This is a genomic window from Paenibacillus polygoni (assembly GCF_030263935.1).
Classification (GTDB): domain Bacteria; phylum Bacillota; class Bacilli; order Paenibacillales; family Paenibacillaceae; genus Paenibacillus; species Paenibacillus polygoni.
Genome location: NZ_CP127162.1, coordinates 2,081,755 through 2,103,715 on the forward strand (window position 1 = coordinate 2,081,755; position 21,961 = coordinate 2,103,715).

Consider the following 21,961-nt stretch of genomic DNA (forward strand, 5'->3'; position numbering starts at 1 on the left):
CCCCCTTTTGCTGAGATATAGGAAATTATAGTAGACTTAGGTGGAGGGGGCTTGGTATCAAGTGGCAACAGAAATAAAAGATCGCATTAATCTAAAAGAAATTAATTGTGAGAAAGAACTGACGCTTGCTGTCATAGGCGGAAAGTGGAAGTTAATTATATTGTGGCACTTGGGACTTGAAGGGACCAAACGTTTTAGTGAACTGAAAAAGATGATCCCTCATATTACACAGAAGATGTTAACCCATCAGCTGCGCGAACTTGAACAAGATCTTCTTGTTCATCGCAAAGTGTATGCAGAAGTTCCACCACGCGTGGAATATTCTTTGACAGATCATGGACAAAGCCTGATGCCTGTTTTACAGGCGATGTACAATTGGGGCAAACAATATGGTGAGAACGTGATATGGAAAGACGACGGTGAAAAGTCGCCAGATACGGATCATGAGCTGGTAACCGAATAATTCGTTCCTCGCTGATCATAGAATACAGACACTCACCCTAAGGACTCGCTTCTGGATACAGAAGCGGGTTCTTTTTTTGTTTTTTTACAAAGGGTACTCCAGATATTTTATGATACAATGACATAAATTAGGAAGATTATAACAGGAACAGAGGGGAGAAGGAACAATATGTCCAAAATTTTATCAAGGTCTGAAGTACGAACAGAAACCACTTGGAATCTGGATGATATATTCGCTACGAAAGAAGATTGGGAGGAAGAGCGCAAAGCCATCGAGAGGGATATAGCTTCCGTTACACAATATGAAGGAAGGCTGGGAGAGGGTGCAGAAGTACTGCTTGCTTGTCTGGAGGCTCAGGAGAAGCTTCAGGGAAGGCTGCAGCGAATGAGTGCTTACTCCTATCTGCATCAATCGGGCGATAGTACGAACCCTCAGAATCAAATGGATGCCGCAAAGGCGAGAGACGTATCTTCTGCGGTAAGCTCTGCACTCTCGTTTATACGTTCAGAGATTTTGTCCCTTCCAGATGGAAAAGTGGGAGCCTATATAGAAGAAGAGCCTGGACTTCGAGTGTTCGAAAGAAGTTTGAAGTTGCTGCTTGAGACCAAGCGTCACCGGCTTAGTGCAGAAACCGAAAAAGTACTTGCTTCTTTTGGTGAAGTGCTAAACGCACCTTACCGTATTTATGAACGGAGTAAGCTGGCGGACATGACCTTTCCTTCCACTAAAGATGGACACGGTGAAGAAGTTCCTGTATCCTTCGCACTCTATGAGAATAAATATGTAGAGTCTGCTGATCCTGTACTGCGCCGAAATTCGTTTAACGTGTTTAGTGAAACGCTCTATAAATATCGAAATACGTTCGCAGAAGCGTATGGAACAGAAGTAAAGCGCCAAGTGATTGAATCTCGTCTTCGGGGATATGATTCGGTAACGGACATGTTACTTAAGCCTCAGCAGGTAACTACAGCGATGTACAATCATATTCTTGACATTATTCAGACAGACCTTGCACCACATATGCGGAGATATGCAGCGCTGAAGAAGCGCGTGTTGGGATTATCGGAGATGACGTTTGCTGATTTAAAAGCTCCGCTCGATCCTGATTTTAGCCCCGGTATTTCATTTGAAGAAGCAGGTGAACTCATCAAAGAAGCACTGCAAATTCTCGGACCGGAATATGGCAAGATTGTGGCTGACGCTTTCAGTGATCGCTGGATTGATTATGCAGATAATGCTGGAAAACGAACAGGTGCTTTCTGCATGTCTATTCCAGACGTCCATTCTTACATTCTCATTAGCTGGTCAGATAACATGAGAGGTGCTTTTACCCTCGCTCATGAAGTGGGTCATGCAGGACATTTAATGCTTGCTGGGAAAAATCAACGTCTTACTAACGCCAGACCTTCACTTTATTTTATAGAAGCTCCTTCTACCCTGAATGAGCTGCTGCTGGCAGATCATTTAATCAAGCGTTCTACTGATCCGCGTATGCGCCGCTGGGTAATTTCTCAGCTGTTAGGAACGTATTTCCATAACTTTGTAACCCACTTATTAGAAGGAGAACTGCAGCGTCAAGTGTACGAACTCGCCATGAATAATGAGCCGATTACTGCTGCGAAACTGTGCGAACTAAAAGGCAATATTCTATCTTCTTTCTGGGGAGAAGATGTTGTCATTGATGATCATGCTGCCCTTACATGGATGCGTCAGCCGCATTATTACATGAGTCTCTATCCTTATACGTATGCAGCAGGTCTCACGGCTTCGACTGCTGTTGCTGAGCAGATTCGAAGTGAAGGACAGCCTGCGGTTGATCGCTGGTTAGAAGTCCTAAAAGCCGGTGGAAGCAAAAGTCCCTTGGAACTCATGAAGCTGGCTGGTGTGGATATGTCGCAGCCGGAACCCATACGCAGTGCCGTACGTTATGTAGGCGAACTGATCGAAGAACTCGAGAGTTTATATTGATATTTACAAAAGTTTTTATGACCACCAAGGGAGAGAAACGTCATGAGCGTTCAATTTTATTTATTTGGCAATGGATTTAACGATGGAGATATTTTTTCTGACGAAGGACCTGGTTTCTTCTCAGGATTAGGCAGCTTTTTTGTTGGCGCACCTCCTTTATTCACCTTTTTCTTCTCAGCAATTTTATTAATGATTATCAGTGTTGTTCTTTATTCAATTATAAAAGGAGTTACCACCTACACTCGTAATAATGCGGCTGAACGTTTGAGTGAACGCGCACGTGTGTTAACCAAAAGAACCGAAGTGAGTGGAGGCTCTGGTAACAGCAGGGCATATACTAACTATTATCTAACCTTTGAATTTGAAGATGGTCGTCGAACAGAATTTGAGGTGCGGGCGGAAGAATATGGTCTGCTGGTGGAAGGGGACGAGGGCACACTTACTCATCAAGGAACTCGGTATTTAGGATTTGAACGGATGGGAAGTTCGCTTAGGTCCTAAAAACAGATCTTCATTACTCACCAAGTTACTCGCTAAGCATTGCTGCTGATTCACTAAAAAACTGTCTGGTCATCTCAGTAGAGGGGTGATTTAGGCAGTTTTTTATCATGAAATATCGTTATATACGATAATCTTACAAAATGGGTATGGATTAAGGCCGTTCACTTATTTTATAATAGAGAAGTTATCTACAAGTGAAGGGAATAATGAACATGACGATAAGAAAAGCATTAACGGTAGCAGGCTCGGATACAAGCGGAGGCGCTGGAATTCAAGCTGATTTGAAGACATTTCAAGAATATGATGTTTACGGAATGACGGCTTTAACAACGATTGTATGCATGGAACCAAAAACATGGGATCATCAAGTATTTCCTGTGGATCTTGGGATTGTGGAGACGCAGCTTAAAACGGTAATGGAAGGTATTGGTTTTGATGCTATGAAGACAGGGATGCTGGGGTCTGTTGATATTATTGAACTCGTGTCTCGTTATATTGACCAGTACAAGCTAGATCGAATTGTTATTGACCCTGTTATGGTCTGCAAAGGTACAGATGAAGTACTGCAGCCAGAAAATACAGAAGCAATGATTGAATTCCTTCTTCCGCGTGCGGATCTTGTAACTCCAAACATTTTTGAAGCTTCACAACTTGCTAAAACAGGTCCGATTACGACACTGGAAAAAATGCAGGAAGCAGCAACGATCATTCATGATCTCGGAGCAAAACATGTTCTGATTAAAGATAGAGGGAAAATCCGTCCAGGTAAAGCAGTGGATCTGCTGTATGATGGACAAACTTATGAATGGTTTGAAGCAGATGCGATTGAAACCCAATATACGCATGGTGCGGGCTGCACATCTTCGGCTGCAATTACAGCGGGGCTTGCAAAAGGACGTTCCGTTCGTGAATCCGTATCTGGAGCGAAAACGTTTGTAACACAGGCGATCTCAAATGGGTTCCCGCTTAACCAGTTTGTTGGCCCGACAAGACATTCTGCACACCGGATCCCGTCTGTGAAATAATACTCAGGCACGTTATGTTAGTAACACTAAAAAGAAACATTAAATGAAACACTAAAAAGAGCTGTCCCATGATGTAGCGTGTGATTCAGGCTACACCATGGACAACTCTTTTTTTTTATGAATACATAGAAGTGGACTCAGCATCTCCTGTGCTCGCTGTAATCCATTCGAACATTCGGGTAATCGCCGCACGGTGCGTTTCCTGCGGGAAATGATGACCAAGACCTTCATAACGATGGAAATTCACATCGGCTTTGGCTTCGCTTAACGAGTTGTACATTTTCTCACCTTGACTGTAGGATACCTGGACATCCTTCGTACCATGGACGATAAGCACAGGACAACTGAGCTCTCCAGCGATCGTGACAGGTGAGCGATCTTTATATGCTTCCGGTACTTTTGTTGGAGTACCCCCGATGACGCGTTTAAACGTACGGCGCAGATCAATTCGTTCCTCATAGGTCTGAGCCATATCGGATACACCGCTCCAGAGCACCAGTTTATGAATATTTGGGAGGGTATGCGCTGTATAGGCTGCATTAATTGAACCTCGCGAAAAACCCATAATACTGATTCGATCGGGATCAACAAAAGGCAGTTCTGACAGAAGTCTTACAGCAGAATACACGTCTTCTTTATCATCTCCGCCAAATAGATCCCGCCCTTCACCGCCTTCTGTACCACGGTAGGAGGGAGCAAACACGATATGATCATGCATCGCAAATTCCTCGACCCATGGAGTACGGACCTTACCAAAATTACCAATGCCGCCGCGGCAATAAATAAACACAGGCCACTTTTTAGAGGTGAAATCTTGATCTGTAGAATGGAGAGGAGTATTTAGTTGTACAGCGGGATAGGTATCACTGCTGAATTTGCCAAGCAGCAACTGGCGAACTTCGTCTTCTGGAAGCTGGTAGCCGTAGGGCAGACTAAGATAACCTTTTACATGAAGTCCTTCAGATGGATAGGTCACATGATAAATCATAGTACATGCTCATCACCTTTGGTCATAGTTGTTATTTTACGCTTGTACTATTATACCCCACAGACAATGTACATCAAACGCAAGGTCACTTTTATCATCTTCTTATAGAGTTACGTATTTTTAATAAAATCTAGCAATGTGGCCTGAAAGCGATTCTTCTCTTCGTATAAAAGTCCATGACCGCTTTCCTCAAAACGATATAACAAAGAACCAGGGATAGCCTGCTGAGTTGCAACTGCGCCTTGAAACTGGGCGATCTGATCATGAGCACCGTGAAAAATACCAGTAGGTATTTGAATCTGAGACAGATCGGAGGAAACATCTTCGTTTCTTAGTGCAACTCCGCTCTGTAAAATGGCGTGGGAAGCACCTTCGAGGCACATCTGCTGAAACCAGCTTTTGTATTCCGGGCTGATATATTGATAATAGAAAGTACCGCCAAAATCCGAGATCGCTTGAGGCATATCAATCTGCATCTGCTGAAGTAAATGATCGATCTGAGCTAAAGGCAGACCAAAAGTAGATTGATTCTCTTTTTTTACGAGAAAAGGGGTTGTTGCACCGGCAAGGACGAGTTTTTCCACTCTAGCTCCCGTATCATATTTCGTAATGAGACGAGTACAGATGGCTCCGCCCATGGAGAATCCGACAAGTACTACATTTTCTAGATTGAGTACATCCATGATGAAGGAGATATCTTCAGCAAATCGATCATAATAATATCCATGCCATGGTTTATCAGACTTGCCAAACCCTCGAAGATCAAGAGTAATACAGCGATATCCCAAGTAGGGCAGCATTTGCATCTGGTAATCAAAAATCCGGTGACTTACAGGCCAGCCCGCGACAAAAAAGAGGGTTTGTCCATTTCCTCCGTCCACAGGACGAAGATCTTCTACGTACAGCTGAACTCCATTTTCAACTTCAATCATCATATGCCGTTCCTCCTTTGTTGCTACTAATGCAACATATCGTTCCCATGTACATTTCTATTGTCACTATCATATGCAGCTCGCACAGATGGAATGTCCTATCTGCAAAAGAAGATCTTTCAAAGAGAGAAAGAGGTAGTTATGCGAGATTTAAATTGACAACGCTTTATTTGTTTGAAACAAAGATATATACCTGTTTTCCTATTGTTTTTTCTGCAAAAAACAGAAAAATACATACTCAAACCCAAATAAAAGTGGTATACTCCCGTTAAGTAATGACAAATTATCCTAAATATAGAACCTTTGGAGGGCTGGTTACACTATGGTACAAAACTTATGGGACAACGAGAAAGCGAAGCAACTGAATAAAGGGCTTGATGAACTTGTGTATCGCTCCAATCTTATTGGAACGGATCGCCGTGTGTGTAATTGGGGCGGGGGAAATACGTCAACCAAAACGGTGATTAAGGATTTTCGGGGTAGAGATGTAGAGGTTATGTATGTAAAAGGCAGCGGATCTGATCTTGGAACCATGCAAGCAAAACATTTTACGGGACTTCGGCTTGAAGATATCAATCCTTTATATGAATTAGATGAAATGCCAGATGAAGAAATGGTGGCATACCTCAGCAATTGTATGATTGATTCAAAACACCCAAGGGCATCAATTGAAACCTTGCTTCATGCATTTCTGCCATTTCCACAGGTTGATCATACACACCCGGATGCCATTATAAGTATCTGCTGTGCAGATAACGGACGCGAAATCGCCCGTGAAATATATGGAGATCGATTCGTGTGGGTTCCTTATATTCGGCCAGGTTTTACGTTGTCAAAAATGATTGCAGAAGGTGTCAGAAATCACCCGAATGCGGAACTTGTGCTTATGGAGAAACATGGACTGGTTACATGGGGAAACACTTCTGAAGAGACGTATGCGAAGACAATTAGCGTGATTCAAGAGGCGGAAGACTACATTGAACGACTGGCACAGGAGAAAGAGACTTTTGGAGGAGCACGCTACTCATCGCTTAGTGAGGAAGAACGCCGCGCATCAGCAGCAGCGATTATGCCTTTGATTCGCGGAGCTGTCAGTGATGAGAAGAAAATGATTTTGACGTATGACGATGGAGAAGATGTATTAACCTTCGTTAACGGAACCAACTCGAAAGCTTTGTCACAGGTCGGTGCAGCTTGCCCTGATCACCTGGTACATACCAAAGTGGTTCCTTTATTCGTGGAATGGGAACCAAAGTTAGAAAATATAGACCAATTGAAACTAATTTTATCTGAAGAAATCCAGCAGTATAAACAGAATTACAAAGCTTATTTTGAACGTAATAAACAGGAAGGAGATCAGATGTTTGAAAGCGCACCGCGTGTCATTTTGATTCCGGGTATCGGGATGATTAATACGGGAAAAAGCCATGCTCATTCACGAATTAGCGGTGCACTTTACCATAGGGCAATTGCCGTAATGAGAGGCGCTACTGCTGTAGGAGATTTTGTTTCTCTCAGTGAAAATGAATCATATAATGTGGAGTACTGGCCGCTTGAACTGTATAAATTGTCACTCGCACCAAAAGAAACCGAATTCTCGCGTCAAATTGCGCTCATTACAGGCGGTGCGGGCGGAATTGGAAGTGAGACGGCTAGGGTGCTGGTATCCGAAGGAGCCCATGTGGCTATTGCTGACCTGAACTTTGAAGGGGCTCAGCGTGTGGCTGCAGAGATTAATGCGGAGTACGGAGACGGCAGGGCTCTTGCTATACAAATGGATGTGACAAATGAAGAGCAAATTAAAGAAGCCTATGCTCAGTGTGCACTGACTTATGGCGGTGCCGACATTATTGTCAATAATGCAGGGCTTGCAACCTCGAGTCCGTTCGATGAAACCTCCTTACAAGAATGGAATTTAAATATAAATGTGTTAGGAACAGGATATTTTCTTGTTGCCCGCGAAGCTTTTAAGGTAATGAAAGAGCAGGCGCTTGGAGGCAGCATGGTCTTCATTGGTTCTAAGAATTCAATCTACGCCGGTAAAAATGTGACCGCTTACAGTTCTGCAAAAGCACTTGAAGCTCACTTAGCTCGCTGTATTGCGGCAGAAGGCGGAGAATATGGAATTCGCGTAAATACGATTTTACCGGATGCCATCTTACAAGGTTCTGCGATATGGAATTCGAACTGGCGTAACGAGCGAGCTGAAGCTTACGGAATCGAACCGGACCAGCTCGAAGAACATTACCGCAAGCGGACAACACTGCTCGTTAATATTTATCCAAGAGATATTGCGGAAGGCGTCGCTTTCTTTGCCTCATCCAAAGCAGAGAAAACAACAGGGTGTATGTTGACGATTGATGGCGGAGTACCGGCAGCTTTTACACGCTAAATCGGTAAGATTCATTTGTTTTTTGTGCTTCACATTCGAAGGAGGGAACAGATTTGAAGGATAAAGCCTATGCACTATTCGAAGAGCAGCAGTTAGCTAGAGGAATCGATGTGAGTCATGTAAAACAAAAGCTAGCCGAGCTAAAAATTGAAACTCCTTCTTGGGGTTATGGAGATTCCGGTACACGTTTCAAAGTATTCCAGAAAGAAGGCGTTCCGCGCAATCCTTTTGAGAAAATGGAAGATGCTGCTGTGGTCCATAGGCTGACAGGGCTTGCTCCGACTGTGGCCATTCACATCCCTTGGGATCAAGTGGATGACTATAGTAAACTGCGCTCCCATGCGGAAAATCTCGGACTGCGCATTGGAGCTGTAAATCCGAATTTGTTCCAGGCAGATGAGTACATGCTGGGAAGTGTAACGAACAGCGACAGCAGAATTCGGCGCATGGCAACCGACCATCTGCTTGCCTGTGTAGATATCGCGAAAGAGACGGGTTCGAAAGATGTATCTTTGTGGTTTGCTGATGGAACCAATTACCCGGGACAAGGCGACATCCGTAAGCGCAAAGGCTGGATGCAGGAAGCTTTGCAGGAGATGTACCAAGCACTAGCTCCAGATATGCGGATGCTTATTGAGTATAAATGTTTTGAACCTGCTTTTTACCATACTGATCTGGCAGATTGGGGCATGGCTTACAATATGGCGCTGAAGCTTGGGGATCAGGCCCAAGTGCTGGTGGATACGGGACATCATCTCCCTGGAGCGAATATCGAACATATTGTAGCTTACCTGTTGGATGAGAAAAGATTAGGCGGTTTTCATTTTAACAGCCGTAAATATGCCGATGATGATCTTATCGTTGGTACCGTCAACCCATATGAATTATTCCTTATTTTCTATCAGATCCTGCAAGGAAGCATGGATGATGATGAAGGGATACGAAGCGGTGTAGATAAAATCGCTTATATGCTGGATCAATCTCATAACATTGAACAGAAGATTCCTGCCATGATTCGTTCCGTACTCAATGTTCAGACACAATACGCTAAAGCCCTGCTTGTAGACCATGAGGAAGTAGCAGCTGCTCAAAAAAATAATGATGTACTTGCAGCTGAACACGCGGTAAGAAGAGCATTTGAGTTCGATGTTACTCCATTACTTCATGCTGTGCGTGAAGAACAAGGACTTCCAGTGGATCCGATGGAAGCCTATCTAAACAGCCGTTATACTGCCGAAATTGCAGGGCGCGGCAAAGGAGGGGCCAGCTGGTGAGTGTCCTAGCCTTTGATTTGGGAGCCAGCAGCGGGAGAGCAGTCCTTGGACTGCTCCGTGACTCCCGTATAGAGATAAGAGAAGTACATCGATTTAGTAATAACCCGGTTTTTGCTGGGGAACACATGCACTGGGATATTTTGCGGATTTTGCATGAAATGAAACAAGGGCTGCTTAGAACAAAACAGGCAGGAGATAAGGTAAGCAGTGTCGGTATTGACTCGTGGGCTGTTGATTTTGGGATTCTTGGCAGGGACGGCGAGCTGCTCGGAAATCCATACCATTACCGGGATACGCAGACAAACGGTGTAATGGAAGAAGTGCTGAATACAATAACAGCAGAACATATTTTTCAAAAAACAGGCATACAATTTCTTCCGTTCAATACCATTTATCAGCTTGCTGCCTTGAAAAAACGGGACTCTTATCTGCTGAGAGAAGGGGCGCATCTGCTGATGATTCCAGATTTACTCCGTTATTTTCTGACAGGTGAAAAACAGCATGAATTCACAAACGCGACGACAACCCAGCTGTTTAATCCCGTCATGAAGGACTGGGATAGAGAACTAATCAAGCAGATCGGCATACCGGAAGAATGGTTTGGATCTATTGCTCAGCCAGGCACGGAAGCAGGAATGCTTCGTTCCGAAGTGACCAAAGAACTCGGCATACTTCCCCTTCCCTTCATTGCGGTGGCTGAACATGATACGGGCTCAGCCATTGCTGCGGTCCCGGCGACGGATGGTCCTTTTGCTTACTTAAGCTGCGGTACATGGTCTCTCATGGGCACGGAGGTAAAAGCACCGATTATTAATGAACAGACGCTTTCGAGTAATTTTACGAATGAAGGCGGTGTAGGTCATACTTATCGTCTCTTGAAAAATATTATGGGATTGTGGATTTTTCAAGAAACGATAAGAGAGTGGGAACGAGAAGGGCATGATGTGAATTATGATAGACTTCTTCATTTAGCTGAGCAGGCTGTTCCTTTTCAGCATTTTATAGACCCAGATCATTCCACGTTTCTTCCAGCAGGGAACATGACTTCGAGAATACAAGAATATTGTATAAAGACCAATCAGCGTCCGCCGCAAACGCAAGGAGAGATCATTCGGTGTATACTGGAAAGTCTCGTAATGAAGTATCGGTATGTATATGAGCTGACAGAGCAGGTGTCTGAACAATCGTTCGGCGGGCTTCATATGGTCGGCGGAGGCATTCATAATCAGCTTTTATGTAAGTGGACTGCGAGTGCCCTTGGCAAACCTGTATATGCTGGGCCTGTAGAAGCAAGCGCGATTGGAAATATTATTGTACAATGGATAAATGAAGGCGTTTTCAAATCTCTGAAAGAAGCGAGAAAGGCTGTAAAAGAATCCTTCCCGGTACTTACGTATGAACCGGAGAATGCAGAGGCTTGGAAAGAAGCTTATCAGGGATATGTAAAGTATACAAACTTAGCTGCCTATGTATAGACCTAACAATAAGATGAGTTTCTCTAGATAAGAGGTGTACGCTGATGAAAGTCTCCCTATTTATTACTTGTTTGAGTGATGCCATCTATCCAGCGGTGGGAGAAGCCATGGTACGTATATTGGCTAAATACGGCGTCACTCTTCAATTTCCAAACGTGCAGACTTGCTGCGGTCAACCGGCTTATAACAGCGGATATTTTGACGAAGCGAGAACAGCGGCTAGAACGATTCTGGAAGCATTTGAAGACAGTGATTTTGTAGTCTCACCTTCGGGTTCTTGCACTTATATGATTCATCACTATAAAGACTTATTTAAGGATGATCCTGTTCTCGCAGATCAAGCAAGACGTCTTGAAGCGAAAACCTATGAGTTTACACAATTTTTAGTTCAGGTGATTGGGATTACCGATATAGGTGCTAGATTCCCTCATAAAGTTACGTATCATCCCTCATGTCATGGCAGTCGTTTATTAGGAGTGAAAGAAGAACCGATGGCGCTGCTGGCAGGTGTCAAGGATATCGAGTTTGTTCCTCTTCCTTTTGCGGAGGATTGCTGCGGGTTTGGCGGGACCTTTGCTGTGAAGATGGCAGATATTTCAGGTGCGATGGTAACGGAAAAGGCAGAACATGTCGTCGAGACAGAGGCTGAAGTTCTCGTGGGTCTAGATATGGCATGTCTGATGAATATTGCCGGTCAGCTGCGCTTTCAAAATCAGCCGGTTCGGGTTATGCATCTTGCTGAGCTGCTATACGAAGGGGTGAAGTCTTCATGAGCATGGGAGCAGGAAAACATGCCGTTAGAGAACGCGCAGAAATTGCACTGCATGACGAATTTTTACGCAGGGCGGTACGATTTACGACAGAAAGGCTTCGTGGTGGCAAAAAGCTGGCATCCGAAGAGCATGGCAGATGGGAAGAATGGAGAGAGCGCGGAAGACAGATCAGGCTTCATACCATTGCTCATTTGGATTATTATCTGAATCTTTTTACAGAGAATGCGAGAGCAAACGGAGTTCATGTCCATTTTGCCGAGACCGGTGAGGAAGCCGTCAAGATTGCCTTACAGATCGCGAAACACCGGGAAGCTCATTCTGTCGTAAAGTCTAAATCCATGGTCACAGAAGAACTGCATCTGAATCATGCACTAGAAGAAGCGGGAATCGAAGCGATTGAAACGGATCTTGGTGAATATATTATCCAGCTTGCCGGTGAGATGCCTTCTCATATTGTTATCCCGGCTATTCATAAGAATAGATATCAGATTGCCGAGCTGTTATCCGAGGTTGCAGGTGAAACGCTGGCTCCTGATACAACGATTCTCGCAGGATTTGTGCGAAAAAAATTACGAGAACGGTTCCTCGATGCCGATATCGGCATGACGGGATGTAATTTTGCAATTGCGGAGACAGGTTCCATGGTTCTCTTCGAAAATGAAGGGAATGCACGGATGGTGAGCACACTGCCGCGAACGCAGATTACTCTGATGGGCATGGAGCGAATCATCCCGTCATGGGCTGATCTAGAGGTTATGGCAACCCTGCTGCCAAGATCAGCTACAGGTCAGCGTATGACGATGTATATGTCAGGTATAACGGGTCCTAAAAGGACCGAAGATGCCGATGGGCCTGAACAAATGCATATCATTATCGTGGATAACGGACGTTCTTTGCAGCTCGGTGACCCAGAGTTTCAGGAACTGCTGAACTGTATCCGCTGCGGTGCATGTCTAAACGCTTGCCCCGTTTATCGCCACATTGGAGGTCATGCTTACGGAAGCACGTATAGCGGACCGATTGGGGCTGTCCTAACTCCAGCACTAAATAAGAATGTCGCTGAGTGGGATGATATTGCGAGTGCCTCAAGTCTCTGCGGAGCGTGTTATGAAGCTTGTCCTGTGAAAATCCCTTTACATGACATGCTTGTTTCTCTTCGCAGACGTAAAGTCGAGCAAGGGTATGGAAATAAAGCAGAAACCGCAGGGATGAAGGCTTTTGGAACGGTCGTGAAGAAGGCCAGCCGCTTTAGTACAGCGATAAAAATGGGACAAATCGGTCAAAAACTAGTTGTAAAAAATGGTGAAATCACCTTAAAGGCAGGACCGCTTAAGGGTTGGAACAGTTACAGAGTAGCTCCATCGCTTGCAAAACAGTCTTTCAGACAGTCATGGAAGACGCTGGAATCTGAGATCCGGGCAGAGCATGTGGAGATGAACAACGATGTTCGCATACGAATGCAAGATATACTTAACCGTAGACAACAGGGGGACTCGCGAGATGAGTAAATATGGCGAATCTTGGCTTGCGGAACTTGAACAAGAATCCCGGCGCAAACAGGATACATTTATGCAGCATATCGCTTCTAAACTGCAACGACCACGGATAAAGGAACGACCCGCGAGACCCTTTCGAGGTTCACCTGAATTTTGGAATGATACGAATTGGGATGACGAAAAGCGGGTTGAACAATTTTCTCTTCACTTTGAGAGTGTAGGGGGACATGTCGCCCTCGTCTCTAACGAGCAGGAACTTCGTGCATGGATTGAGGAAAAAGCAGAAGAGCTGGAACCTAAGCGGATTGTTTGTCAGGCTCAAGAAGAGCTAAGGGCGCTCCACTTAGAAGATTCCATCCCCTACGCCAAGATTACTTTCTGGAATACGGAGGAAGGAAGGGATGAGAAAGTTCTGGCTGCAGAAGCGGATATTGGGATCGTGGTTGCAGATGGAGCAGCCGCTTATACCGGTTCAGTGATGGTGAAGTCTTCCAAGGAAAAGGGAAGATCGGTAAGTTTACTGCCCACGGTACTTTTTCTTATTATTCCTAGAGAACGAATTCGAACGAGAATGGGCGAACTGCTTGTAGAACTGGGCGAGCAAGGGCGAGAGAAATTACCGGCAGGGGTGCATTTTATATCCGGACCCAGCAGGTCTTCTGATATAGAAAATGATCTGACCATTGGAGTTCATGGTCCTGGAATCGTATATGCGATTATAGTAGGCTAAATCAAAAACAAGTGAAGACCTCCGAAGCTCTAAAAGATTGGAGGTTTCTTCGCTTTTTATGTTCAGGAACTAATCATTTGGGTAAGGAATAAAGTAGGAGATTCAACTTTTATGTAATAAATGAGGTAGGTATGTAACACTGCAATAAGAATTGCTGTGATAAAAGTACCAAAATACGACAAAATATTTGGTTATTTTTTGAAATAAATATGGAACTTTTGACGTAATTAATTATGACCTTATACCTGTTGTGCCCCATTTTTCATCGTGATAGTGTAGATATATAGGAGAGATTAAATAATCAAATCCACTTTTTTTTACATCAAAATGACCGGTTTACTATTATGGTCAGTTGGTTCTAGGGAGCGAGAATGCATTATTAATGAAGGATAACGGAGGGAAATGTAATGACAGAATCTGTTCAAATACCACAACCTAAAACCTATGGTCCGCTTGGAAATTTACCCATGATTGAAGGAACGGCTCCGATACAGTCACTATCTAAAATTGCAAAAGAGTATGGTCCGATCTTCCAAATGCAGTATCCTGCTGGACGTAAGGAAGTATATATATCAGGTCATGAATTTGTGAAAGATGCGACAGATGAGAAGCGCTTTGATAAGAGAATATGGGCTCCACTTCAAAATGTTCGGCCGTTTGCGGGCGATGGACTTTTTACGAGTGCAACGAACGAGCCTAACTGGAAAAAAGCACATAACATTTTGTTATCTAGTTTTAGTCAGCGTGCCATGCAAGGGTATCACACCAAAATGCTTGATATTGCTTTTCAGCTCGTTCAGAAATGGGCAAGATTAAACCCTGATGAAACGGTGGATGTTCCGGCTGATATGACCAGACTTACGCTAGATACGATTGGGCTGTGTGGATTTGATTACCGTTTCAACAGTTTTTACAGAGAAGATAATCATCCATTTATCGATGCCATGGTTCGTTCATTGGACGAAGGGATGAGTCAGCTTCATCGATTAGGTATTCAAGAGATGTTTATGGTGAAAAGAAAGAAACAGTTTCAAGATGATAAGCAGTTTATGTTCAATCTTGTGGATGATCTGATCAAGGAACGTAAAGAGCGTGGCGGCGGAAACAGCGGAGATTTACTTTCCCACATGCTCGAAGGTGTGGATCCGGCAACAGGCGAAAAATTGGACTCTGAAAATATACGTTTTCAGATCATTACTTTCCTGATCGCAGGACATGAGACAACAAGCGGTCTTCTGTCATTTGCCATCTACTACTTAATGAAGAATCCAGACAAAATGAAAAAGATTGTAGAGGAAGTTGATCGTGTCTTCAAAGATCCGGTCCCTACGTACAACCAGGTTAGAGAGCTCAAGTATACTCGTATGGTGTTAAATGAAGCACTACGTCTATGGCCAACTGCACCAGCATTTTCTCTTTATGCGAAAGAGGATACACAAATTGCAGGTAAATATCCGATCAAGAAAAACGACAGCGTAACCGTTCTTATTCCGGCGCTGCATAGAGATACTCGGGTATGGGGAGATGATGTGGAAGAGTTCAAACCGGAACGCTTCGCAGATCCAAGCGCAGTACCGCATGACGCTTATAAACCATTTGGTAATGGACAAAGAGCATGTATTGGACAGCAATTTGCCCTTCAAGAAGCTACTCTTGTTCTTGGTCTTGTTGTAAAACATTTTGAATTTATCGATGTTAATAACTATGAGCTGAAAGTAAAAGAGACGCTGACTTTGAAGCCGGATGAATTCCATGTAAAAGTACGCAGCAGAGGAAACTTATCTGCAGCACTTATGATTCCAGGTGCTTCAGCAGTTACCGCACAAGAACAAACGTCAGAAGCGGACACAGCTGAATCATTGCCAGAGAATGCGCATCATACTCCAATGCTTGTACTTTACGGCTCGAACCTCGGTACTGCAGAAGGGATTGCTCGTGAGGTAGCAGACCGGGCTAAATATCAGGGGTTTGATAGTAATGTAGCCCCAATGGATGATTATGCGGGCGATCTGCCAAAAGAAGGCGTCGTGCTTATTGTCACAGCTTCTTATAATGGTCAGCCGCCATCCAATGCAAAATCATTTACGCAGTGGATTGAATCAGCAGAACCAGGTGAGTTCGAAGGTGTTCGTTATGTGGTATTTGGCTGTGGTGACCATAACTGGGCCAGCACTTATCAGCGGATTCCAAGATTGATTGATGAAACCTTGGAAGCAAAAGGAGCGACTCGCCTTCTTGGAAGAGGAGAAAGTGATGCAAGCGGGGATTTCGAAACCGATGTGGATGATTGGTCGGAAGGACTATGGCCTGATCTGATGCAAGCACTGGATCTGAAGCTTGTAGAGAATGGCAAGAAGAAGGGTGCTGGACTGAAAGTGAAATATGTCAGCGGAGTAGCTGCTGTACCCCTCGTAGAGACGTACCATGCTGAACTTGGCCATATCGTTAAAAGTGAGAATTTACAACATGCAGAAAGCGGCAGAATTACTCAGCATATTGAGATTGCTCTTCCAGAAGGAGCATCATATCAAGAAGGAGACCACTTGGGCATCTTGCCTGTTAATCCTGAGTCGCTCGTACAGCGCGTGCTAAAACGGTTTGCTCTTCAAGGAAGCAGTCACCTGGTTCTATCCGCGAGCGGAAGAAGCAGTGCGCATTTACCAGTAGGAACTCCCGTACGTCTTGATGACCTGCTTGCACGCAGTGTAGAACTGCAGGAACCGGCAACTCGTGCACAGCTGCGTGAGCTTGCAGCTTATACCGTATGTCCTCCTCATGCAAAAGAGCTGACAGCTATGCTGGATGATGAGGTATACCAAACCGAAATTAGAGCTAAGAGAATTACCATGCTCGATTTGATTGAAAGATATGAAGCTTGCGAAATTCCATTTGAACGGTTCATGGAATTACTGCCTGCACTGAAACCAAGATACTATTCGATTTCAAGTTCTCCTAAAGTGAGTGAAAATATCGTAAGTATTACAGTAAGCGTAGTAAGAGACGCAGCATGGAGCGGCCAAGGGCAGTATAAAGGAATTGCCTCCAACTACTTGGAAGGTCTCGAATTAGGCGCCGAGGTATTCCTGTTTGTACGTACGCCAGAATCTGGATTCCATCTTCCTGAAGAGGCGGAAACCCCAATTATTATGATTGGCCCAGGTACTGGAGTAGCTCCATTCCGCGGTTTCATTCAAGCGAGAAAAGTGATGAAGGAGCAAAATATGAAACTGGGCGAAGCCCATCTATACTTTGGATGCCGGAATCCGGAACATGACTATCTCTATAAAGAAGAGTTAGTCGCTGCTCAAGAGGAAGGGCTGGTTACGCTTCATACGGCTTTCTCGAGAGTGAATGGACAAGAAAAATGTTATGTACAGCATCTAATGAAACAAGATGCCGAACATCTGCTTAACCTGCTGGAACAAGGAGCCAAAATGTACATTTGCGGTGATGGTACAAAAATGGCACCGGATGTAGAACAAACCTTGATTGCAGCTTATCAGTCGAAACATGGGGTTAGTGAAGAAGAGGCATTAGCTTGGCTGACCGGTCTTGAATCAGCTGGTAAATATGCGAAGGATGTATGGGCAGGAGCTTGATCTAACTTTGAGTAGGGGAGCTAATCTCAGTGGTGTATCACTGGGGTTAGCTCTTTTTTTATAAATTAATCAATTGGAAAAACCTGTACATCCCTTGCTATAGGCAAGTACAATGTGGGTAGAGAATTCAAAGACTATTAGCAGCCGCAGGGAGTGAGTATATGTTATCGTTTCAGATCATCAGTTTGATCGTATATTTAGGTTTGTCTGCTGTCATACTTTGTCATAGTATGTGGCTTCGCGGGCGGGTGGGACAAATTAGGTTTGATGGCCAGGGAAAACAGCAATCCTTTCTTACCCTTGTCGTGTTTATTTTAGGCGGAATTTATCTCATTTCAAGTACAGGTATGTTGAGATACGGACTCTTTATTATCGCTTTTATCGTGCATTACTTTGTAACCCGGTTCTATGTAGGAACGAAGGGAATTAAGTACGGTACACGTTTTTACTCTTTCGACCAGATCCGTTCTTATCGTGGGTATGATGATACAAATGAGATATCCCTCTACTTATATGGAAAGACGAATGATATTTATTTACGCCCGCGTATGTCTTATCATAGCAGTACCATCCGTCCAATTTTGGACCAAGCAGGAATAGAGAGTACTAACGATCCAGAAGATATTACCGAACATGGAGCCGTGAATTAAGACGTATCATTGCGTGTGCTGTTTTGGATGTAAGATGTAATCATGCGCGACAATTGGACCTGAGCCCCCATACTACATAAATCATACACACTCTAGCCGTCCTTTAGCGGCTTCAGACTGTAAGGAAACTAGCTTAAACTAGTTTGCCTTACAGTCTTTTTTTATTTCATATGCCAGAATTTTTATGATTCATGATGAGGAAAAAGGGAGCTGCGCTCCTTATTATCGTGACGTATTATATATTGACCAATTGTCCTTCATGACGTATTATATTGGCTGAGTGTAACTTGAAAATATTGGTAATTATGACAAGGAGAGATAAAAATGAAGAACAAGCGGGTGTTTTTGTTTCATGAAGGAAACGCGTCTATGCGCGAGCTGCTCGGCGGTAAAGGTGCAGACCTGGCCGAAATGACAAAAGCTGGTTTACCAGTTCCCTATGGGTTCACGATCACGACAGCTTCCTGCAGAGATTATTATACTCACCTTGGTCATATCCCGCTTACACTTATTGAAGAGATTCGAACAGCACTTCGGTCTCTTGAGCAAACGTCAAACAAGCGCTTCGGTGATCCGCTGAACCCTCTTTTACTTGCGGTACGCTCAGGAGCGGTCACCTCTATGCCCGGCATGATGGATACCATTCTTAATTTAGGCCTCACGGATGAAACCGTAGAGGGCTTTGCTTTAGCCACAGGCGACCGAAGATTTGCACTGGAATGTTATGCAAGATTTATACAGATGTATGGTCATGTCGCTATGGACATCGAAAATAATGCGTTTTCTAAAATTCTTCAGCAGGTAAACCTTGAATCGGAAGCAGAACATATCGGACAGTTACCTATAGAAAAACTGGAGGAGCTAATTAGCAAATATAAACAAATGATTCTTCATCGTGCCAAAAAGTCGATCCCGCAAAACGTAGAAGACCAGTTAATTGATGCGGTACGGGCTATTTTCCGTTCCTGGTCAAATCCAAGGGCAAAGGTCTATCGCAAAGTTCATAAAATACCAGAAGATCAAGGCACGGCTGTAAGTGTACAGGAAATGATTTTTGGGAATCGGGATGAAACGAGCGGTACAGGGGTTCTATTTACGAGAGATCCTTCCACCGGCGGGAATGAGATGCTGGGTGAATACTTGCCTGCTGCTCAAGGAGAAGAAGTGGTATCGGGTACAAGAACTCCTTTTGGTATAACTTATCTCAAACAAACGATGCCGTCCGTATATGAACAGCTTCATGAAGCCGCTTCTTTATTAGAAGAGCTATATGGCGATATTCAAGATATTGAATTTACGATTGAGAAAGGTCAGCTCTACATATTACAGACGAGAAATGCAAGACGAACAGCACAAGCGGCTATGAAAGCAGCTGTTGATTATGCGGAAGAAGGGATTATTACTAAGGAAGAGGCACTGATTCGTATAGAGCCTGAACACTTGAATCAACTCCTTCATCAATCGATCAAGGTTAGAGAAGAAGATGAGATTATAGCCAGCGGACTACCTGCTTCTCCTGGCGCAGTAAGCGGTCAGCTCGTATTTGACGCAGAAACAGCTGAATCCTGGGCATCTCTTGGAAAAAGAGTAATTCTCGTGCGCAGAGAAACGACTCCGCAGGACATTCACGGTGTTATCGCAGCAGAAGGGCTTCTAACGCTCCGCGGCGGAATGACAAGTCATGCTGCGGTCGTGGCGAGAGGGATGGGAACCCCATGCGTATGTGGTTGTGAAGAGCTAGAACTTCGAGAGGATACCAAAGAGCTGATCTGCAGTAACCAAATCTTCCGGGAAGGAGATGTCATATCGATTGATGGCGGAACAGGAAAAGTATATGCCGGAGAAATCGAACTGAGAGAGCCTGAAATCTCTGAAGAATTAACACGGATGCTGGATTGGGCAGATGAAGTGAAGCGAATGAAAGTCTTTGCTAACAGTGATCACCCTCATGAAGTGAGACTCGCTCGTAAATGGGGAGCGGAAGGAATTGGATTATGCCGTACAGAGCATATGTTTTTATCTCCATCAAGACTTCCGCTGGTACAGAGAGTCATTGTTGCAGGGAGTAATCAAGAGCGTCAGGAAGCGCTCCAAAGACTACTACCTGTACAGCAATCGGATTTTGCGGAAATTTTCATGGAGATGGATGGACTGCCCGTAACAATCAGGTTGCTTGATCCGCCGCTCCACGAATTTTTGCCTAAGCTTGAAGTGCTTGAAGGAAGAAGAGAGCATCTGAAGATGATTACTCTCGATGGGGATACTGATGAACTCGAGAAGGTAGATCGTGTAATACAGAAGGTGAAAGAATTGAAAGAGTCGAACCCCATGTTAGGTCAAAGAGGAGCGAGACTTGGCATCGTTTTTCCGGAAATCTACGATATGCAGATCGAAGCGATATTTAGAGCCGCGCTGCAATGTATCCATCAAGGGATCAAAGTAATGCCCGAGATCATGATTCCACTGATTGGTCACGCAAATGAGTTATCTGTCCTGCGTAAATTAGTTGATGAAGTAGCAGAGCAGGTACTTAGGGAAGAACGAATTCATTGCCCTTACCGTGTAGGTACGATGATTGAAGTTCCTCGTGCTGCGCTTACGGCGTCACAAATAGCAGAGCATGCCGACTTTTTCTCGTTTGGTACGAATGACCTGACTCAAATGACACTGGGATACAGCCGAGATGATGCAGAGCGGAAGTTTTTAAACCATTATGTAGAACAAAAGATTCTTCCTGCGAATCCATTTGAAGTGTTAGATCAAGAGGGAGTGGGTGAGCTGATCCGCATTGCGCTTGAACAAGGAAGATCCCTTAAACCTGAACTTGCAGCAGGAATCTGCGGAGAACATGCAGGGGAGCGAGATTCTATTTTCTTTTTCCATAACGCGGGACTCGATTATATTAGCTGTTCTCCTTACCGAGTGCCGTTTGCACGGATCGCTGCTGCCCAAGCACAAATTCAAGCTTCAAATATAACGAAGACATCACAAGGTGAGAATAAGGTATCTACTACAGCATAAGAGATAGTTAACAAACCACGCTGGAGGGTGAATAAAATAGAACTTACCGCGCGCCAGCAGCAAATTATTGACATTGTGCAGAAGAAGACACCGATTATTGGAGATCAGATCGCTGAACAGCTGGGCTTGCCTAAACCGACGATACGCAGCGATCTTTCTCTTCTTGTCATGACACAGTACTTGTCTGCAAAGCCCAAGGTTGGATATTTTCCAGGTGAGCGTCTGACGGCGAAGGAACCGCTTCGAACGGCGCTAGTGAATATGAAAGTTAAAGATATTCAAAGTGTACCGGTCGTTATTAATGAAAATGCGACGCTTCACGAAGCTGTCGTTGCTCTCTTTTTAGAGGACGTGGGGACTCTGTTTGTTATTAATAAAGAAGGTAGACTTTCTGGCATTTTATCTCGAAAAGACCTCCTGAAGATGACGCTTGGGAACCAAGATCTATCCGAAGTGCCAGTATGTATGCTGATGACGAGAGCCGTACAGATCATTGCCGTTACCCCAGAAGATCATGTCGTAGAGGCTGCACAGAAAATGATTAATTATGAAGTGGACAGTCTTCCTGTCATTCGAACGTGGAATCAAGAGGATGGGTATGAAGTCGTTGGCAGAATAACGAAGACTACCATAACCAAGCTTGTCGTTCAGATCGCAGTAGAATAGGCCGCTGG

The 21,961-nt window shown here is 44.3% G+C and carries 16 protein-coding genes; 14 read left to right on the forward strand and 2 right to left on the reverse strand.

All coding sequences use genetic code 11. The features are described 5' to 3' along the window. Nucleotides 1–61 precede the first annotated feature (61 nt). From QPK24_RS10025 to pdxK, 4 genes are all read left to right on the forward strand, one after another. A complete protein-coding gene (locus QPK24_RS10025) occupies nucleotides 62–463 on the forward strand; it encodes a winged helix-turn-helix transcriptional regulator (protein ID WP_285748313.1) in 402 nt (133 codons plus the stop codon). A gap of 168 nt (nucleotides 464–631) precedes the next feature. Beyond that, entirely contained in the window at nucleotides 632–2,431 is a 1,800-nt protein-coding gene (pepF, locus tag QPK24_RS10030) for an oligoendopeptidase F (protein WP_285748315.1), read from the forward strand. A 42-nt stretch (nucleotides 2,432–2,473) separates the two neighbouring features. Then, entirely contained in the window at nucleotides 2,474–2,932 is a 459-nt protein-coding gene (locus QPK24_RS10035; protein ID WP_285748317.1) for a DUF2500 domain-containing protein, read from the forward strand. 212 nt (nucleotides 2,933–3,144) lie between these two features. Next, nucleotides 3,145–3,957 carry a pyridoxine/pyridoxal/pyridoxamine kinase gene (gene pdxK, locus QPK24_RS10040; RefSeq protein ID WP_285748319.1) on the forward strand — a complete coding sequence of 271 codons (813 nt, stop codon included), beginning with the start codon at nucleotides 3,145–3,147 and terminating at the stop codon, nucleotides 3,955–3,957. Nucleotides 3,958–4,072: 115 nt separating this feature from the next. Here the strand turns inward: pdxK and QPK24_RS10045 are convergent, their stop codons facing one another. Beyond that, the gene (locus tag QPK24_RS10045) at nucleotides 4,073–4,945 is read right to left on the reverse strand and encodes an alpha/beta hydrolase family protein (RefSeq protein ID WP_285748321.1); all 873 of its coding nucleotides are present in this window, start codon (nucleotides 4,943–4,945) and stop codon (nucleotides 4,073–4,075) included. Nucleotides 4,946–5,055: 110 nt separating this feature from the next. Beyond that, on the reverse strand, nucleotides 5,056–5,880 hold the full coding sequence (locus tag QPK24_RS10050) for an alpha/beta fold hydrolase (protein WP_285748323.1): 825 nt from the start codon (nucleotides 5,878–5,880) through the stop codon (nucleotides 5,056–5,058). Nucleotides 5,881–6,199: 319 nt separating this feature from the next. On the opposite strand from QPK24_RS10050, the gene QPK24_RS10055 reads away from it, so the two are divergent. The 10 genes from QPK24_RS10055 (at nucleotide 6,200) to QPK24_RS10100 (ending at nucleotide 21,953) form a co-directional block, all read left to right on the forward strand. After that, complete coding sequence (locus QPK24_RS10055) at nucleotides 6,200–8,269, forward strand: bifunctional aldolase/short-chain dehydrogenase (RefSeq protein ID WP_285748325.1); 2,070 nt, start codon at nucleotides 6,200–6,202, stop codon at nucleotides 8,267–8,269. Between the two features lie 53 nt (nucleotides 8,270–8,322). Then, nucleotides 8,323–9,543, forward strand: a complete 1,221-nt coding sequence (rhaI, locus tag QPK24_RS10060; RefSeq protein WP_285748327.1) for an L-rhamnose isomerase — start codon at nucleotides 8,323–8,325, stop codon at nucleotides 9,541–9,543. Further along, on the forward strand, nucleotides 9,540–11,018 hold the full coding sequence (locus QPK24_RS10065; RefSeq protein ID WP_285748328.1) for a rhamnulokinase: 1,479 nt from the start codon (nucleotides 9,540–9,542) through the stop codon (nucleotides 11,016–11,018). The genes rhaI and QPK24_RS10065 overlap by 4 nt, the downstream gene beginning before the upstream one ends. 44 nt (nucleotides 11,019–11,062) lie before the next feature. Next, nucleotides 11,063–11,791 carry a (Fe-S)-binding protein gene (locus QPK24_RS10070; RefSeq protein ID WP_285748331.1) on the forward strand — a complete coding sequence of 243 codons (729 nt, stop codon included), beginning with the start codon at nucleotides 11,063–11,065 and terminating at the stop codon, nucleotides 11,789–11,791. Next, the gene (locus QPK24_RS10075; RefSeq protein WP_285748333.1) at nucleotides 11,788–13,299 is read left to right on the forward strand and encodes a LutB/LldF family L-lactate oxidation iron-sulfur protein; all 1,512 of its coding nucleotides are present in this window, start codon (nucleotides 11,788–11,790) and stop codon (nucleotides 13,297–13,299) included. Before QPK24_RS10070 ends, QPK24_RS10075 begins: the two co-directional genes overlap by 4 nt. Next, nucleotides 13,292–14,017 (forward strand): LutC/YkgG family protein, encoded by a 726-nt coding sequence (locus QPK24_RS10080; protein WP_285748335.1) that lies wholly within the window; start codon nucleotides 13,292–13,294, stop codon nucleotides 14,015–14,017. Before QPK24_RS10075 ends, QPK24_RS10080 begins: the two co-directional genes overlap by 8 nt. A 407-nt stretch (nucleotides 14,018–14,424) precedes the next feature. Beyond that, nucleotides 14,425–17,616, forward strand: a complete 3,192-nt coding sequence (locus QPK24_RS10085; protein WP_285748337.1) for a bifunctional cytochrome P450/NADPH--P450 reductase — start codon at nucleotides 14,425–14,427, stop codon at nucleotides 17,614–17,616. Nucleotides 17,617–17,777: 161 nt separating this feature from the next. Further along, entirely contained in the window at nucleotides 17,778–18,266 is a 489-nt protein-coding gene (locus QPK24_RS10090) for a hypothetical protein (RefSeq protein ID WP_285748339.1), read from the forward strand. A gap of 324 nt (nucleotides 18,267–18,590) precedes the next feature. After that, a complete protein-coding gene (gene ppdK / locus QPK24_RS10095; protein WP_285748340.1) occupies nucleotides 18,591–21,287 on the forward strand; it encodes a pyruvate, phosphate dikinase in 2,697 nt (898 codons plus the stop codon). Nucleotides 21,288–21,314: 27 nt separating this feature from the next. Next, on the forward strand, nucleotides 21,315–21,953 hold the full coding sequence (locus tag QPK24_RS10100; protein WP_249717763.1) for a CBS domain-containing protein: 639 nt from the start codon (nucleotides 21,315–21,317) through the stop codon (nucleotides 21,951–21,953). The last annotated feature ends 8 nt before the right edge of the window (nucleotides 21,954–21,961 follow it).

Bases quoted from the DNA above. Each gene is read 5' to 3' on its own strand.
- pepF (WP_285748315.1), top strand. From the start codon at position 632: ATGTCCAAAATTTTATCAAGGTCTGAAGTACGAACAGAAACCACTTGG.
- QPK24_RS10055 (WP_285748325.1), top strand. From the start codon at position 6,200: ATGGTACAAAACTTATGGGACAACGAGAAAGCGAAGCAACTGAATAAA.
- QPK24_RS10045 (WP_285748321.1), bottom strand. From the start codon at position 4,945: ATGATTTATCATGTGACCTATCCATCTGAAGGACTTCATGTAAAAGGT.
- QPK24_RS10080 (WP_285748335.1), top strand. From the start codon at position 13,292: ATGAGTAAATATGGCGAATCTTGGCTTGCGGAACTTGAACAAGAATCC.
- ppdK (WP_285748340.1), top strand. From the start codon at position 18,591: ATGAAGAACAAGCGGGTGTTTTTGTTTCATGAAGGAAACGCGTCTATG.
- pdxK (WP_285748319.1), top strand. From the start codon at position 3,145: ATGACGATAAGAAAAGCATTAACGGTAGCAGGCTCGGATACAAGCGGA.
- QPK24_RS10070 (WP_285748331.1), top strand. From the start codon at position 11,063: ATGAAAGTCTCCCTATTTATTACTTGTTTGAGTGATGCCATCTATCCA.
- QPK24_RS10050 (WP_285748323.1), bottom strand. From the start codon at position 5,880: ATGATGATTGAAGTTGAAAATGGAGTTCAGCTGTACGTAGAAGATCTT.
- QPK24_RS10035 (WP_285748317.1), top strand. From the start codon at position 2,474: ATGAGCGTTCAATTTTATTTATTTGGCAATGGATTTAACGATGGAGAT.
- QPK24_RS10075 (WP_285748333.1), top strand. From the start codon at position 11,788: ATGAGCATGGGAGCAGGAAAACATGCCGTTAGAGAACGCGCAGAAATT.
- QPK24_RS10085 (WP_285748337.1), top strand. From the start codon at position 14,425: ATGACAGAATCTGTTCAAATACCACAACCTAAAACCTATGGTCCGCTT.
- QPK24_RS10090 (WP_285748339.1), top strand. From the start codon at position 17,778: ATGTTATCGTTTCAGATCATCAGTTTGATCGTATATTTAGGTTTGTCT.